The organism is Virgibacillus proomii (genome assembly GCF_900162615.1).
GTDB classification, from domain to species: domain Bacteria; phylum Bacillota; class Bacilli; order Bacillales; family Amphibacillaceae; genus Virgibacillus; species Virgibacillus proomii.
In genome coordinates this window covers 58318-73968 of sequence record NZ_FUFN01000007.1, presented here as the reverse complement: position 1 = coordinate 73968, position 15651 = coordinate 58318, and the positions used below count along the sequence as shown (strand labels likewise).

The following is a 15651-nucleotide window of genomic DNA, read 5'->3' as shown; positions in this document are numbered from 1 at the left end:
ACTTTCAATTTATGAAAAGAAGAGGGTGGATATGCTAATTATATTGGTTTAATATCTGCTTTCATCACAGAATGGAATAAATATAAGGCGTAATCATTACTGTCTTTTTCTTCAGAAGCTATACAGTTTTTCGGTATATGCATATGATAGCCATACATATAGGCATCTTTCGCTGTAAATAAAATACAAATATCGCCAGCAATTCCAGCCATTATTAGATGATCCTTTCCTAATTCGGATAACAAGGATTGTAAAGGAGTTTGAAAAAAAGCAGAGTGCTGTGGTTTAATTAAAAAAAAGTCATGATTACTCGGTTGCATGGATGTGATAATTTCTTTATTTTGGTCGTTATAACAATGATCAATAATTTTTTGAAAGTTAGCTTGCCAAATGCCATAATGGTCATTAACATAAATGATAGGCAACAGATTTTCTATGGCAAAGGTTCTTAGAGAAATAAGATGGGGAAGTATTTCCTTTGTATTAGCTAATAATTTATCCCCACCATTAAAGTTAAAATCATTCATAATATCTACAAACAGAACTGCAGTGCGGTTTAATGATGAATCCAATTCGCTTGCTCCTTTCTTAGCTTAGAATAATACATCGATTCGTTGAGTAGTGAGTAAAAAATTTAGGGAAGAAACGGCAAATGGGATGTACAAATATATTGCTAGTAGCAATCATCTGTGCCAAAGACTCCAACGTCTGCTGAGTGGCTGCTCTAAGGATTACGCTCGTCGAAATAGCCTCGTCTTACACAATCTATTCGTTGTACATTCTTTATTGAACAAGTACTTAACATCCTATCGTTTCTAGTATGATAGTTCGTTAGAATGTATATGCTAGTAACATACCATTAAGGATCTAAAGTCTATGTTCCAAGGTTCAACTGATGCTATAGCAAGATACATCACCCATCTGTCATTTTTTGTTCGATCAACATTAGCATAATTTTAATGCTGAAAGAATTTTTATGTTTTAAATATGCGTGACAGCTTAGCAATAGTTGTTTTAAAGATTTGCTTGCTCTCATTAGTATTAAAAAATGATTATATTCATAAGGGAAATATACTTCGTTCTCTTAATAATTATTTCCTAATCTCTATTTTTCAAACTACGAATGAAATGTTGTGATGAAATTGTTTGATGAAAAAATGATGCAGACCGCCATTCAAGAGGCAAAAAAAGCTGCTGAAAAAAATGAAGTTCCTATCGGAGCTATCATTGTATATAAAAATGAAATCATTGCTAGAGCCTATAATCTTCGGGAGACTTCCCAAAGCACGTTAGCACATGCGGAATTGCTCGCCATCCAACAGGCGAATCAAAAGATTGGTAGTTGGCGTTTAGAAGATTGCACGTTATATGTAACATTAGAGCCATGCCCAATGTGTGCAGGTGCTATTGTCCAGTCACGTATAAAACGGGTCGTCTATGGGGCAAAAGATCCAAAGGCAGGCTGTGCGGGGACACTGTTCAATTTGCTCGATGATGATCGATTTAATCATCAAGCAGAAGTAACAGCAGGAGTAATGGAAATAGAATGTGCTAAATTGTTGAAGGACTTTTTTAAAGATCTTAGGCAACGGAAAAAGCAGGGAAGCTAGTTAGGATAAAGGCGGAAGAAGGGGAATTTACCAGATGTGAATATCAGTACTGCTGATTTTCGTATTCCTCTTCCTTCTAATTTTTTAATAGATCGTTTTATGGCTACCTCCTTCTTGATCAAGAAGGAGGTAGCCATAACTTTAGACGGATATCAAGTATTTATTTATTAAATAATAGAAGAAAGGTTAACCTCTTTCTTTCAAAGTGGAGTTAATTGACTGCTTAGAATCTTTCTTCATTTGATATAGATGGAATGTCCATCGTGATAGGTAATAGCCAATGAGTATTCCCGTCATATTTAATATAACATCATCTATATCAATGGATCTGCTTCCATATCCAATGTAATAAAGAATACATTGAATCGATTCAATCAGGATAGGAACAGCTAAAGCAATACATAGTAGATGTAAGAATTTTATCTGTTTCCATTTGTAAACAATAAATACCCCTATAGGTAAAGTTAAAATAATATTTCCTAATAAATTACTGGCAATAATATACACAGATAAGTCATGGTTAAATAGTTCCATCATTGTTTTAAAAGGAACTAGATTTATTGGTAAATAGCCCATATCCAGTCTTCTTTTTTATTGGATAATCTTACCTTTGCCTTTTACTCTATCACCATAACCGCCTTTTTTTGTCTTTATTACTTCGATTTTATAGTTTCCTTTTTTTACTTTGCCTTTGCCAAACTTTTTTGTATAGTGTCTACCAAATAAAAGCTGATAATAGAAGACAAAGCATACGAATCCATTTCCAAGGAAAATATTTTGTGTTTAAAAGATGTGCGATATTTTTAGTAATTAGTCCGAATTCTTTCCATGATCTTCTATTGCATTTTCTCTTTTTTATCGTTATAATGATTAGTGCCGTGCTAAGCGGGGAGGTAGCGGTGCCCTGTACTCGCAATCCGCTATAGCGAGGCTGAATTCCCATCCGAGGTACGATGATTTTATGGTCTGCCTCAAGGAATTGGTGTTGACGTTTAGGTCCTGCGCAATAGAAACCCACGAACCCTGTCAGGTCCGGGAGGAAGCAGCAGTAAGTGGTCATTTCTGTGTGCCGCAGGATAGCCTAAGCCGAGTCATGAACTTGAGTAACGCATAGGGTCACCGTATCGACGATGGGTGCACGGTATACATATAGGATAAACACGCTCTTGTCAAATTGGCTAGAGCGTTTTTTAATTGATAATGGAGCTGCCACTCGTTTAACAGTATCCATGTAGGTCGCCATTAAAATGTAGGTTTAAAATATAGGTGCGAAATTAGAAAAGTTGCCTGTTCCAGAGATCTGAGGACAACCCAGATATGTAAGTACTCTTTATATTAAATTTACAATTAAATTAATCGGAGTAAGCAATAGGGCTGGGACATGAGCAAATACGAAATAGCAAAGAGGCTGGGACAAAACTAGCCGAAAATAAATAAAAATGGTTCCAATCATCGGTTTTTGATGATTGGAACCATTTTTTGGGATTATTTCCATACCAATTGTTTGGCTTCTGTTCATAGCGATATACTTCCTCAAGTTCACCGCCATGAATGCAAAACCTAATTCATTTTCTACTTTCTCTTTGCCCCTGACCGAACAAACGAGTGAAACGCAAATTAGCCTTCAAATATCCGTAGACTGGCTCTACATCAATTTTGCGTTTTCCGTAGATTTCTCCAGTTTCTTTATTCGAAAGCTGTTGTCTTACATATTCTTTTTGTTGTTCCCATTTTTCGTTATAATAAACTTTTCGATGATTTCCTTCTTTCGCTTTTGTACATAAGGAACGAAACGGGCAATCGAAACAGTCTTCACATTCATAAACTTTAAATGTTCGTGTAAATCCGTATTTATCTGTTCGATGAGATAGGTATCGGAATGTTAATTGTTTATTATTTGGGCAGGTAACCGAATCGTTTTCTTCATGATATTCCCAATTCGCTACGTTAAAAGCGTCATTCTTGTATTTCTTTTTCTTCTCTTTTCGATATTGGTTATACGTAATCAGCGGGATACGTTTTCGATTCTCGATGACATCTTCGTAGTTTTGTTCACTTCCATAGCCTGCATCAGCGACGATATAGTTAGGTAACTCAAAGAAACTTTTCTCGATTTTATATAGAACGAACGTGCGTGTATCTGTCGGATTTGGAAATGAGAGCGCAAATTGTCCTTCTGTTTCATCATATATTTGGTTGGATTTTTCTACCAAATTAGCACTATATTTTTCAACCGTTTTACGTCATACAAACGTAAACTTATTGGCATTCGCTTCTATTTTGGTTCCATCAATAAAAATCGCTTCTTCTTCAATAAGTTTTTCGTGAACGAGCTGACAGCGAAACTGTACGAAACACTGGCGTAATAGTTCTTTTCTTCATTCACACGAAAACGATTGATGGTGCGATAACTAGGTTCATATCCTTGCGCTAACCACATCATACGCACACTATCTTTGAGTAACGCTTCAATCTTCCTACCGGAAAAAACAGATTGCGTGTAGGTCAAAATAATCTTCATCATCATTCGTGGATGATAAGCAGGACAACCCGTTTCATGTAAGAAATCAGCAAATGCTTCATCTGGAATTTGTTCTACTATATCATTCACGGCATAGGCGATATCATTTTCTTGTAATTTTATTTCTAAATCTAGCGGTAAAATGACTTGATTCATGGTATAATGTTTAAACATAAGGACACCTCCGATAGTTATTGTGTAGGTACTTTAATTTTATCAGATGGTGTCCTTTTTGTTTACTTTAAAAAGAATATTAAACAAAAAATAAGCGTGGTACCTTCACCATTTTATGATGGTGGGTACCACGCTTATTTTTTTAATTTAGTGGGGTTTTGTCTCAGCCTCGTACTTTTTTATTTTTGATACCCGTCTACAATAAGATCTAGCTTCCCTGTATTGGGATCCATCACAAGACCGTGAACCGGTACTGTATCTGGCATCAGCGGGTGATTACGGATCGTGGAGACACTATGCTTCACACTATCTTCTACCCGATCAAAGCTTTTAAAAAATCGGTTAAAATCGACTCCGGAATATTGCAGGGTGTCTAACGTTTCCTGACGAATCCCCCGTTGCTTTATTTTTTCTAATGTTTGTGCTGCTTTAACACTTGCCATTCCACAATCATGGTGTCCAACGACACAGATTTCATCTACTTCTAGCTCATAAACCCCTACTAAAATACTGCGCATAATACTACCAAATGGGTGAGAGACAAGTGCACCAGCTGTTTTAAGAATTTTGGCATCGCCATTGGCTATATTCATTGCCTTGGGCAAAAGCTCGACAAGTCGCGTATCCATACAAGATAGGATAAGTACGTGTTTGTTGGGAAACTTACTGCTTTGGTAGTTTTCATATTTTTTCTTTTCTACAAAATCTTGATTATGCGTTAGAATATCTTCTAAAAGACTCATAAGCAAACTCCTTATCTTAGTTTGATCATTTTAAGAGGATGTTGAAAAGTTCAGTAATATGCATCAACTATTTCCTCGTACTATAGGAAAGTATAAAATTTTAGGGTTTATCCCGCATGTAAGGTGCCGTAAGACTCCCACTTCAAAATCTTGAGTTGATACAAAAGGTCTAAATGGGAGAAAACGGCACCTAAATGCCCGATTCGTTTAAGGGCCTTTAGGTCATACCCCCTGAGGTACTAACATTCAGTAGGAAATGGAAGAAAACTCCTACTGAATGAAGTTTCACTTTATCGTATAAGAAAAACTACAGCTTTCGCTAAAGACTTGGCGAGAAGTCAAGTTTTTCTAATATTATCTTTCACATGCCCATCCACTAAATTTACATCAGATTCATTTTTCGTTAAACAAACCTGATAAGGTTAATTATAAAAGAAAAATTCTAAAATAGCAGCAGGTAATGCTGAAAAACTATATAAATGTTATGGTTTTTCTTCTCATTTGTTTTTTAACGGTTTAGGGAAAGCTATCTACTCTACTTGGTAAATAATTTTTTACACTAAAAAACGTTAGGCTTTATCCCGCATGTAAGGTGCCGTAAGACTCCTGCTTCAAAATCTGAGTTGATACAAGGGTCAAAATGGAGAAAACGGCACCTAAATGCCCGATTGGTTCAAGGGCCTTTAGGTCATACCCCCTGAGGTACTAACATTCAGTAGGAGATGGAAGAAAACTCCTACTGAATGAAGTTTCACTTTATTGTATAAGAAAAACGACCGCTTTCAAAAAAGTAGAACGTCTAGTTCATGCAAAGAGCGATTAGTCTTCTTCTTATTCTTCTGTTTTACCCAGAGCTCTTCATTTATACTCATTAACCGAACGCTTCTAGCTTTTGTTTAGAAGTCAACAATTTTTCTGCGCCTCGGCTTTACTTGATTTTTTATTATTTGTGTATCGCTATGGTTCACATTCACCCCTTAAATAGAGTATAATTAGAGGGAGATTTTAAAGGAGAATCATACCATGAGCTATCAGGCTTTATATCGCGTTTGGCGTCCAACGGTTTTTGCCGATGTGGTTGGACAGGAACATATTACCCGAACATTACAAAATGCGATCGTTCAGGAAAAGTTTTCGCATGCTTATTTATTCTCTGGTCCGAGAGGGACGGGAAAAACAAGTGCTGCGAAGATTTTTGCTAAAACGATCAACTGCGAACGTTCCCCTGTTAAAGAACCTTGTAATCAATGTGCCGCATGTAAAGGAATTCAAAATGGTTCGGTTGCAGACGTGATTGAAATTGATGCCGCTTCAAATACAAGTGTAGAGGATATACGCGAAATAAGGGATAATGTCAAATATGCTTCTAGTGAGGTTCCTTATAAAGTATACATCATTGATGAGGTACACATGATATCGGTAAATGCGTTTAATGCACTGCTGAAAACGCTGGAGGAGCCGCCGGGTCATGTTGTATTTATCTTAGCAACAACAGAGCCGCACAAGATTCCATTAACCATTTTATCAAGGTGTCAGCGATTTGATTTTAAGCCTATCTCTAACTCGTCGATGGTCAAGCGGATGCAAACGATCGTAGAGGCTGAAGGCATAACGGTTTCAAAAGAAGCTTTAGATACAATTGCATTGACTGCTGAGGGTGGCATGCGTGATGCTTTAAGTATTCTCGATCAGGCTATATCCTATAGTAATGAATCGGTAGAATTGGAGGATGTTTTAGCTGTTACTGGCGGCGTATCACAACATGCATTAACCAATATTATTCGCTGCATGTATGAGAAAGATGTACATCAGGCATTGATACAGCTTAATGACTTGATTCAAAAGGGAAAAGATCCAGCTCGGTTCGTGTATGATATGATTTATTTTCTGCGTGATTTGTTACTTTACAAGAGTGCTCCAGATTTGGAAGGCTTGTTGGAAAGAGCCCGGGTAGATGAACAGTTTCAAACGTTGGCGAAAACTATTTCAAGTAACTGGATGCAAGAAGCAATGTCACAGTTAAATCAGTGTCAGCAGGAAATAAAGTGGACCAATAGCCCAAAAGTATATATTGAAATAGCTATTTTATCCATTGCTAGCAGTACAAACGAACAGGCTGGCGAAGATCCGTTGGCAAATTCTGATACTATCGCCAGTCTCACATCACAACTTGGACAGCTGGAAAAGGAATTAAAACTGCTTAAGGAGAACCCTGTTGTTAGTGCACAGCCTGCTCCACAGCATCAAACTAGAAGAGCGCCTAATAGATCTGCAAAAAACAGTTATAAAATTCCTTTTGAACGGATTCGACATGTTCTTGAGCAAGCGGAAAAATCAGCATTAAAGCATGTTCATACCCATTGGGCAACATTTTTGGCAAATCTAAAAAAAGCTAGTGCACCAGCACATGCAACCATTCAGGATAGTAAGCCTGCAGCTGCATCGAATGAAGCACTTGTAGTTGCATTTAAATATGAAATTCATTGTTCGCTGTTTTTAGATAATCGAGAAATGATAGAGTCTGTATTAGCGACGATACTGGGAAAGCCATTGACGATCATTCCAATTCCCGAAAAGGATTGGCAAAATTTGCGAAATGAATATGTAACAAAACAAGAAAAGTCATCACCATCTAATCATGAAGAAGACAACGATCCACTTGTGGAGGAAGCAAAAAAACTGTTTGGTGATAATATATTGGAAATACATGATTAAAACAAGGAACAAAGGCACAGGCGTTCGAGCGCATAAGTTAGATAAAGCTAATATCAAAAAAATATCCACATTGTAGAACGGATATAATTTCCTAAACAATAAAAAGGAGGTATTTTCCATGAAGGGAAATATGAATAATATGATGAAACAAATGCAGAAAATGCAAAGAAAAATGCTTAAAGCACAAGACGAGCTACATGAAATGACATTCCAGGCGTCTGCTGGTGGAGGTATGGTGACGGTAACTGCAAATGGAAAAAAGGAAATAACAGATGTAGAAATTAAGGAAGAAGTTATCGATCCTGATGATGCGGAAATGCTGCAAGATTTAATTTTAGCAGCAACAAATGATGTATTAAAACAAATTGATGATAAAACAAATGAAACTATGGGACAATTCACGAAAGGGTTAAATATGCCTGGAATGTTCTAGGAGGCACATACATGTATTATCCAGAGCCAATATCTAAACTGGTTGATAGTTTTACTAAATTGCCAGGTATCGGACCTAAAACAGCGGTCCGGCTGGCATTTTTCGTAATTAATATGCAAGAGGATGATGTTTTAGATTTTGCTAATTCGCTAGTAAATGCGAAGCGGGAACTCACCCATTGCTCTATTTGTGGACATATTACGGATCAGGATCCTTGCTCTATTTGTCAGGATCCAACGAGAGATCAATCTATTATTTGTGTTGTTCAAGATCCTAAAGATGTTATTGCAATGGAGAAGATGAAAGAATACCGGGGGAAATACCATGTGTTGCATGGCGCTATTTCGCCAATGGATGGTATTGGACCAGAGGATATTAATTTTCCTGCTTTAATTCAGCGTCTAAAAGATGAGGAAGTAGAGGAATTAATTTTAGCTACTAATCCAAATATTGAAGGGGAAGCAACAGCGATGTATATTTCTCGTCTTGTTAAGCCGTCAGGGATTCGGACAACTAGAATTGCGCACGGTTTACCAGTTGGCGGGGATTTGGAATATGCAGATGAAGTTACTCTATCGAAGGCATTAGAAGGTAGAAGAGATCTGTAGGAATTAGGTGAATACATGGCAAAAAAAATGAAGAAAAAAGATGTTGACGAGGAATTACTAGACACGATTAGAATTCTGGAAAGAGAATGGAAGCATATGCAATCCATCGTATCCATAAGTGTCGAGCCAACATTGGATGGACATTATTGGGAAGCAATTTCTCGTGCAAAATATCTTTATTTGCTCCGAGAAGCAAGACATCGGAGACTGCGTGCAGATTTTCATTAACAATAAATTAACTAGATAAGGTGAGCTCTATACTAGCTAACACCGATTATTTTTATATAAAAATATAGAGTAAAGACAAGGCAACTCTCGCCTTGTCTTTTGGTTTTTCAACTAAAAATACATTTGATTAAAGTCTAATATACATGTAGGAAGAGAACCCCCGTGGATTAAAACTATTTACGTAAAAAGGTGGTTAAGAGGACAAGCAGGATTAATTTAATTTTTAAATGTCATCCGTTCTAACGTCAGGAAGTCATCCAATATGTTCATTTTACCAGCCTTTTGAACATCCTTTTAAAGATAAGCTTGTAAAAATAACTAGAGAGGATCCAGTTCTTTTTTCTTGTACACATGCATATATAGTAGAAAAGAGACAAGAAAGAAGGTTGATGAGTTTTGAGTTCAACATTAGTTATTTCCATTATGGTAGGGTTAATTATACTGTTACTGTTAGTCGGCACCCCGATTAAGTTTATGCGTATCATTGGACAGACGACGGTAAAATTGGGAATAGGAATTTTATTTTTATTTTTTATCAATGTTTTTGGAGGAGCAATTGGATTACATATTCCTATTAATTTGTTTACAGCGGTCATTGCCGGATTTCTGGGTATATTTGGGCTTGCTTCGTTATCCGCGATTCATTTGTTTATTCTTCCATAAGACAAGCTGCTTTGTAAACAGCATGTTTAATCAAAAGAGAGGCTTAAGGTATAGTTTCTTAATCTCAGCTGGAGGTTGCATATAATGCTCACAATTTCTACAGATAATCTAAAAAATAAGTTGCGTCAAGCCTTTAGGCAGACAATTGCTTAGCTACATATACAATTCTATACGCCGTCTTAACTTTGGTGCTTCTAACATTCGATGCATTTGCTGCTAAAATTCTTCAACAACCTCTAAAAGTTTCAAAGATTTTCTGTATAAAATCCGTTAGATTAGGAGATGCTAATGGATATGGAGGTGGGGACATGAAGCAGCGTACTATCTATGAGCGTTGTGGTATTTGTGAAGAGGAAAAGAAGGATGGAATTCATCTCTACACATTATTTATTTGTTGTGAATGTGAGCATAATATGATCCATACGGAGCCGAGAGAAGAAAAGTATAACTATTATTTACGTAAACTAAAAAATATCTCTAAACCGAAGCTATATTCCTAGTTTAAAGAAGCTGGGACATAAGCAAATACTAAATAGCAAAAACCGAACAATTCATTTATAATGTTCGGTTTGTTTGTGTTTAGAAAAACTTGGCTTGTCGCAAAGTCTTTAGCGAAAGCCATAGTTTTTCTTATACTATAAACCCAAACCCTAAAATTTTATACTTTCCTATAGTACAAGGACGATTTATTGTTCGTTTTTTAATCAACTGTTTTAGTTATGTCCCAGGAATGCAGGAGCGGATTTGTTTAAAAGTAAGCACCACTAGCAAATCGCCTAGTTAACCTATCTTTAGACTAGTTGCTGTAATTCTAGCATTATTTAAGCAAGAAATGATAAAAAAAGACAGATGTGGTAAGCTATATAAAACTATTTGCTTGAATTTATTTACAAGGTGATACATATGAATCAACAACAATTACCATTATTTCATGCATTGCAACAATTTCAATCACAACAACCAATATCTTTTCATGTACCCGGGCATAAAAATGGTGACGTGTTTCTGGATGAAGCAAAAGCAATTTTTGATTCGATTTTAAACATAGATATGACTGAGTTAACGGGCTTAGATGACTTGCATGCTCCTGAAGGTATTATTGCTTTAGCAGAACAGCTAGCAATGGATTTTTTTCAAACAAAGCAGACATTTTTTCTAGTGGGAGGCAGTACAGTTGGAAATATAGCGATGATATTGGCTGCATGCAGAGAAGGAGATACAGTTATTGTTCAACGGAATTGCCATAAATCGGTGATGAATGGCTTGGAATTAAGTGGAGCGAAGCCAGTATTTATTGCACCAGTTTATGATGAATGTTTAAAGCGATTTACCAATCCCTCTATCGATGTATTAGAGCAGGCGATCAAACGTTACCCAAATGCAAAAGCGATTATATTGACGTATCCAGATTATTTTGGAAATACATATGATTTACAAGCAATGATTGAACTGGCTCATTCTTTTTATATACCTGTTCTAGTGGATGAAGCGCATGGAGTGCATTTTTCATTGGGAGATCCTTTTCCACCATCTGCTCTGAGGTTAGGAGCAGATGTAGTCGTCCAATCTGCACATAAGATGGCTCCGGCAATGACGATGAGCTCTTATTTACATTGTAATTCGGAGCGAGTTTTACCTAAGCGGATTGCGCATTATTTACAAATGCTTCAGTCAAGCAGTCCTTCCTATCCGCTTATGGCTTCATTGGATATTGCTCGGGCTTTTTTAGCTAATTTTACCGAGGAAATGATCAATAAAGTATTGGAAAGTACCCAGAAGGTAAAAGCGGTAATTTCTGACTCGAGATATTGGCGATTACTACCAAGTGATGATCCTTTAAAAATTACGATCCAGATGGAGGACGGAGTTGCTGCGAAGCAAGTTGCTCATTTATTTGAGGAGCAACAGATTTTTCCGGAGTTAGTGACAGAGAAGCAGATTTTATTTGTTCATGGATTGGCTCCTTTTTTAAGTCTTCATCGCTTGAAAAAAGCAGTACAAACCATTGTTGAACAATTAAAAAATGTTGCGAGACATGATACAATAGAAACAAAATATTTTTTTCCTGTAAGTATTCAGGAGCTCGCATTATCGTACCAAACGATGAATCGGCAACCTACGAAATACTTGTCTTTAAAAGATGCTGTCGGATATATTGCGGCTGAAGCAGTTATTCCTTACCCGCCAGGAATTGCTTTCATTCTAAAGGGGGAGGAAATTACGACCGCACATGTCGAAATGATCCATAAACTGCGTAAAATGGGGGTTCGAATGCAACAGCGTTCCCCAAATCTGATTCAAGTTTTTACAGGAACGGAAGAAGGAGAAGAAACAAAGTGAGCGGATATTTTATAACATTTGAAGGTGGCGAGGGTGCAGGGAAAACGACAGTCCTTCAATTAGTTAGTGATAGATTAAGGGATAAGGGCTATGATGTCCTCGTAACTCGTGAGCCGGGTGGAATTAAAATAGCAGAAAAGATTAGAACGATTATTTTAGATCCGCTTCATACAGAAATGGAAGAGCACACAGAAGCTCTATTATATGCAGCAGCAAGGAGTCAACATCTTGCTGAAAAAGTAGTACCGGCATTAAAGCAAGGGAAAATCGTGCTTTGTGACCGGTTTGTAGACAGCAGTCTCGTTTATCAAGGCTATGCAAGAGGCCTTGGAATGGACGAGGTATTAAAAATTAACCAATTTGCGGTTGGCGATTGTATGCCAGATTTAACATTATTTTTTGATATAGAGCCGGAAAAAGGATTGGCAAGAATTGCGGCAAATAAAGATAGAGAACAAAACCGCTTAGATCTTGAAAATCTTGAATTTCATGAACAAGTTTATAAAGCGTATCATATACTTGCAGAAAGCTTTCCTGAACGAATTCAAACCATTGATGCAAGTCAATCATTAGAAATCGTGGAGCAGGAAGCTTTTGATCATATCCTATCTTTATTAAAATAAAAGGGAGCTGGCAAAGAATGAAATTACTTATCGCAGTGGTTCAGGATAAAGATTCGAATCGACTGATAGATGCCTTGGGACAAGAAAATTTTAAAACGACCAAGCTGGCTACTACAGGAGGATTTTTAAAAGAAGGCAATACGACATTGATGATTGGCTGTGAGGATGATTATGTGGATAATGCATTAAAAATCATCAAAGATAATTGCTCACAGCGCGAGCAAATGGTTGCACCAATTTCTCCAATGGGTGGAAATGCCGATTCATATATTCCAAGGCCGGTAAAGGTTGAGGTAGGCGGGGCAACGGTATTTATTTTACCAATTGAGGCGTTCTTTCAATTTTAATGAAGTTAAAAAGGGGCTGAGCAGATGAAAATAAGTCAGGAATTAAGAACACAACCAGAAACAAATTATGCCCGTACAAATGGGGAGGCTGCACGTTCTTTTCAAAAAACGCTTCAGTCCCAGACTCTTCATTTGAAACAGCAGGAATTGCAAGTATTGGTTAAGAATATCTCGCTTCAGGGGGACAAGCTTGCTCGATTTCGTACGTGTCGGGATTTGGCTAAGTTTAAACGGCTTATCAAAGGATTTTTGCAGGAAACAGTTTACAATGGATTGAGCTTACAACAATCAACCAGCTTTGGTATGGAACGAGCTAATCGCCAGCTAGCTATTGTAAAGGAAATTGATGAAAAGCTTATTCAGTTAACAGAAGAAATCATGAATCAGGAAAAGAAAGCGGTAGATTTACTCGGTTTAATTGGTGAAATAAAAGGCTTATTAGTAAATTTATATACGTAAAAGTAACCAAACGGTAAACGGATGCTCCTTTACGTGACGCTTGGTTTTTGTTCAGCTAAATATGCTTGATCGATAGTTCTGTTTTTAAAGTAGCAAGGTAAATCGAGAAGTGATTTGTATAAAAATAAACATCAAATCGAAGACAATAGTTGACGTGAATTATTAGCGAAGAGCATTTTTTATTACAGTATAGGAAAGTTTTAGGATTTATAGTATAAGGAAAACGATAGCTTTCACCATAAAAGCTTGGTAAGGCTCATCCCTAATAGAAAACAAAGTACTATGAAACAAGTATGTTCAAACAGCAAATGAAGGAGATACTTATGGAAACATGGTCAGAGGTTGCCAAAATTCAACCCTTAGCAAGTAGAATTATTTTAAATAGTATAAAAAAAGACCGAATTTCTCATGCGTATTTACTCCAAGGTGAGCGAGGTACTGGTAAAGAAGCCATTGCTTTACTTATAGCGAAAGGGCTGTTTTGTGAAAATAATTCAGTGTCAGATCCATGTCTCCATTGCAATGCATGTAAACGCATTGATTCTGGGAATCATCCGGATGTGCACTGGATTGAACCGGATGGTCAGTCGATAAAAATAGAGCAAATTCGCAATTTGCAGAAAGAATTTACGTATTCTGGATTAGAATCCAATCGCAAGGTATATATTATTAAAGGTGCCGATACATTGACCGTAAATGCGGCAAACCGAATTTTGAAATTTCTGGAAGAGCCAAGTAGACAAACTACAGCAATTATGCTGACCGACAACAGCCAGGCAATTCTTCCTACGATTCGCTCCCGATGCCAGGTAATTGATTTACGACCGCTACATCCCGGTGAATTTCAAAATCAGCTTGTTAAAGAAGGGCTAGATCAACGTACAGCGGTGTTAATGAGTACGTTAACGAATAATTTCGATGAGGCACTTGCTAAAAGTCATGATGAGTCGTTTGCCATAGCAAGAAGGTTAGTGATACAATTAGTAGAAGTACTTTTAACCAATCCTGAAGATGTATACCTATTTATTCATCAGTATTGGGTGACTCATTTCAAAGAGAGAAATGAGCAGGAAGAAGGGTTGGATCTTTTGCTTTTTGCCATAAAAGATATTCTTTATTACCATATAGAACATGAAGCTGGGATGGTGTTTTTCGCCCCTTCTGATGAATTGCTAGAAAAAGCAGCTCGGCTTTTCTCGCAAGAAAAATTACTTGCGATGTTACAGGCTGTTTTACAAGCAAAGCGAAAATTGAAGCAGAATGTCCATCCGACCTTAGTGATGGAACAGCTTACACTTCAAATGCAGAGGTGATAGGGAATGATAGAAGTAATTGGCGTCCGCTTCAAAAAAGCGGGTAAAATATATTATTTTGATCCAGGGGGAGAGACGATTTCCTTAGATAATTATGTTATCGTAGAGACGATTCGCGGAATCGAATTCGGCAAAGTCGTTCTTACCAATAAACAGGTCGATGAAGAGGATGTTGTTTTACCTTTAAAGAAGGTAATTCGTATTGCTACGGAAAAAGATAAATTAGCAGTTATCGAAAATCAAGAAAGGTCACAGAGTGCCCTTCTTGCCTGTACAGAAAAAATAAAAGAACATGGATTAGAAATGAATTTAGTAGAAGTAGAATATACATTTGACCGTAATAAAATTATTTTTTATTTTACAGCTGACGGCAGAGTGGATTTTAGAAACTTAGTAAAAGATCTTGCAGCCATGTTTAAAACGCGCATTGAATTAAGGCAAATTGGTGTGCGTGATGAAGCAAAAATGCTAGGTGGAATTGGGCCTTGTGGCAGAATGCTGTGTTGTTCTACCTTTTTGGGAGATTTTGAACCTGTGTCTATTAAAATGGCAAAAGATCAAAATCTATCATTAAATCCGGCTAAAATTTCTGGTCTATGTGGCAGGCTAATGTGTTGTTTAAAATATGAAAATGACGATTATGAGACGGCTAAGCGTGAACTACCAGATATCGGGGAGAAGATAAATACCCCGTTTGGAAACGGTAAGGTAGTCGGCTTAAACATCTTAGAACAACTCATCCAAATCGAAATCCCTGAAAAGGAACGTGTGATCGAATATACTTTAGATGAATTAATTGATGAAGGAATTTTAGCGCAGGCCACAGAATAACGGGGTGAGTAGCGTGAAGAAGAACAGGCAGATTTTTGATCAG

15 protein-coding genes, 1 other RNA gene and 2 pseudogenes are annotated in these 15651 nt (G+C 37.0%); 14 read left to right on the top strand and 4 right to left on the bottom strand.

Features of this window, described 5'->3' with window-relative positions; genetic code table 11:
- Positions 1-38: 38 nt before the first annotated feature.
- Positions 39-572, bottom strand: coding sequence for a cysteine hydrolase family protein (locus BN1066_RS00430; protein WP_077317530.1), 534 nt, complete (start codon positions 570-572; stop codon positions 39-41).
- Positions 573-1136: 564 nt separating this feature from the next.
- Between BN1066_RS00430 and tadA the strand changes: the two genes are divergently transcribed.
- The gene (tadA, locus tag BN1066_RS00425; RefSeq protein WP_218668056.1) at positions 1137-1610 is read left to right on the top strand and encodes a tRNA adenosine(34) deaminase TadA; all 474 of its coding nucleotides are present in this window, start codon (positions 1137-1139) and stop codon (positions 1608-1610) included.
- Positions 1611-1796: 186 nt separating this feature from the next.
- Here the strand turns inward: tadA and BN1066_RS00420 are convergent, their stop codons facing one another.
- Positions 1797-2186, bottom strand: a complete 390-nt coding sequence (locus BN1066_RS00420) for a VanZ family protein (RefSeq protein WP_077317529.1) — start codon at positions 2184-2186, stop codon at positions 1797-1799.
- A 300-nt stretch (positions 2187-2486) separates the two neighbouring features.
- On the opposite strand from BN1066_RS00420, the gene ffs reads away from it, so the two are divergent.
- An RNA gene (gene ffs, locus BN1066_RS00415) (signal recognition particle sRNA large type) lies at positions 2487-2752 on the top strand.
- A gap of 188 nt (positions 2753-2940) precedes the next feature.
- On the opposite strand, the pseudogene BN1066_RS19655 reads toward ffs, so the two are convergent.
- Together BN1066_RS19655 and BN1066_RS00400 are read right to left on the bottom strand one after the other, a co-directional pair.
- Positions 2941-4305 (bottom strand): annotated as a pseudogene (locus BN1066_RS19655) (transposase).
- Positions 4306-4484: 179 nt separating this feature from the next.
- A complete protein-coding gene (locus tag BN1066_RS00400) occupies positions 4485-5048 on the bottom strand; it encodes a beta-class carbonic anhydrase (protein WP_077317528.1) in 564 nt (187 codons plus the stop codon).
- A 1023-nt stretch (positions 5049-6071) separates the two neighbouring features.
- Here BN1066_RS00400 and dnaX point away from each other — a divergent pair.
- From dnaX to BN1066_RS00340, 12 genes and pseudogenes are all read left to right on the top strand, one after another.
- Complete coding sequence (gene dnaX / locus BN1066_RS00395; protein WP_077317527.1) at positions 6072-7763, top strand: DNA polymerase III subunit gamma/tau; 1692 nt, start codon at positions 6072-6074, stop codon at positions 7761-7763.
- A 118-nt stretch (positions 7764-7881) separates the two neighbouring features.
- Complete coding sequence (locus BN1066_RS00390; protein WP_077317526.1) at positions 7882-8196, top strand: YbaB/EbfC family nucleoid-associated protein; 315 nt, start codon at positions 7882-7884, stop codon at positions 8194-8196.
- An 11-nt stretch (positions 8197-8207) separates the two neighbouring features.
- A complete protein-coding gene (gene recR / locus BN1066_RS00385; RefSeq protein ID WP_077317525.1) occupies positions 8208-8804 on the top strand; it encodes a recombination mediator RecR in 597 nt (198 codons plus the stop codon).
- Positions 8805-8819: 15 nt separating this feature from the next.
- Entirely contained in the window at positions 8820-9032 is a 213-nt protein-coding gene (locus BN1066_RS00380) for a YaaL family protein (protein ID WP_077317524.1), read from the top strand.
- Between the two features lie 396 nt (positions 9033-9428).
- Positions 9429-9695, top strand: a complete 267-nt coding sequence (locus tag BN1066_RS00375; RefSeq protein WP_077317523.1) for a pro-sigmaK processing inhibitor BofA family protein — start codon at positions 9429-9431, stop codon at positions 9693-9695.
- Between the two features lie 308 nt (positions 9696-10003).
- Positions 10004-10195, top strand: coding sequence for a sigma factor G inhibitor Gin (locus BN1066_RS00370; protein WP_077317522.1), 192 nt, complete (start codon positions 10004-10006; stop codon positions 10193-10195).
- Between the two features lie 403 nt (positions 10196-10598).
- Complete coding sequence (locus BN1066_RS00365) at positions 10599-12035, top strand: aminotransferase class I/II-fold pyridoxal phosphate-dependent enzyme (protein WP_077317521.1); 1437 nt, start codon at positions 10599-10601, stop codon at positions 12033-12035.
- Positions 12032-12707 (top strand): annotated as a pseudogene (gene tmk, locus BN1066_RS00360) (dTMP kinase). Before BN1066_RS00365 ends, tmk begins: the two are co-directional and overlap by 4 nt.
- Entirely contained in the window at positions 12676-13005 is a 330-nt protein-coding gene (locus BN1066_RS00355) for a cyclic-di-AMP receptor (protein WP_077317519.1), read from the top strand. The pseudogene tmk and the gene BN1066_RS00355 overlap by 32 nt, the downstream one beginning before the upstream one ends.
- 24 nt (positions 13006-13029) lie before the next feature.
- Positions 13030-13464 carry a YaaR family protein gene (locus BN1066_RS00350; RefSeq protein WP_077317518.1) on the top strand — a complete coding sequence of 145 codons (435 nt, stop codon included), beginning with the start codon at positions 13030-13032 and terminating at the stop codon, positions 13462-13464.
- A gap of 323 nt (positions 13465-13787) precedes the next feature.
- Positions 13788-14777, top strand: a complete 990-nt coding sequence (gene holB, locus BN1066_RS00345; protein ID WP_077317517.1) for a DNA polymerase III subunit delta' — start codon at positions 13788-13790, stop codon at positions 14775-14777.
- A gap of 6 nt (positions 14778-14783) precedes the next feature.
- Positions 14784-15608 carry a PSP1 domain-containing protein gene (locus BN1066_RS00340; RefSeq protein ID WP_077317516.1) on the top strand — a complete coding sequence of 275 codons (825 nt, stop codon included), beginning with the start codon at positions 14784-14786 and terminating at the stop codon, positions 15606-15608.
- Positions 15609-15651 lie beyond the last annotated feature (43 nt).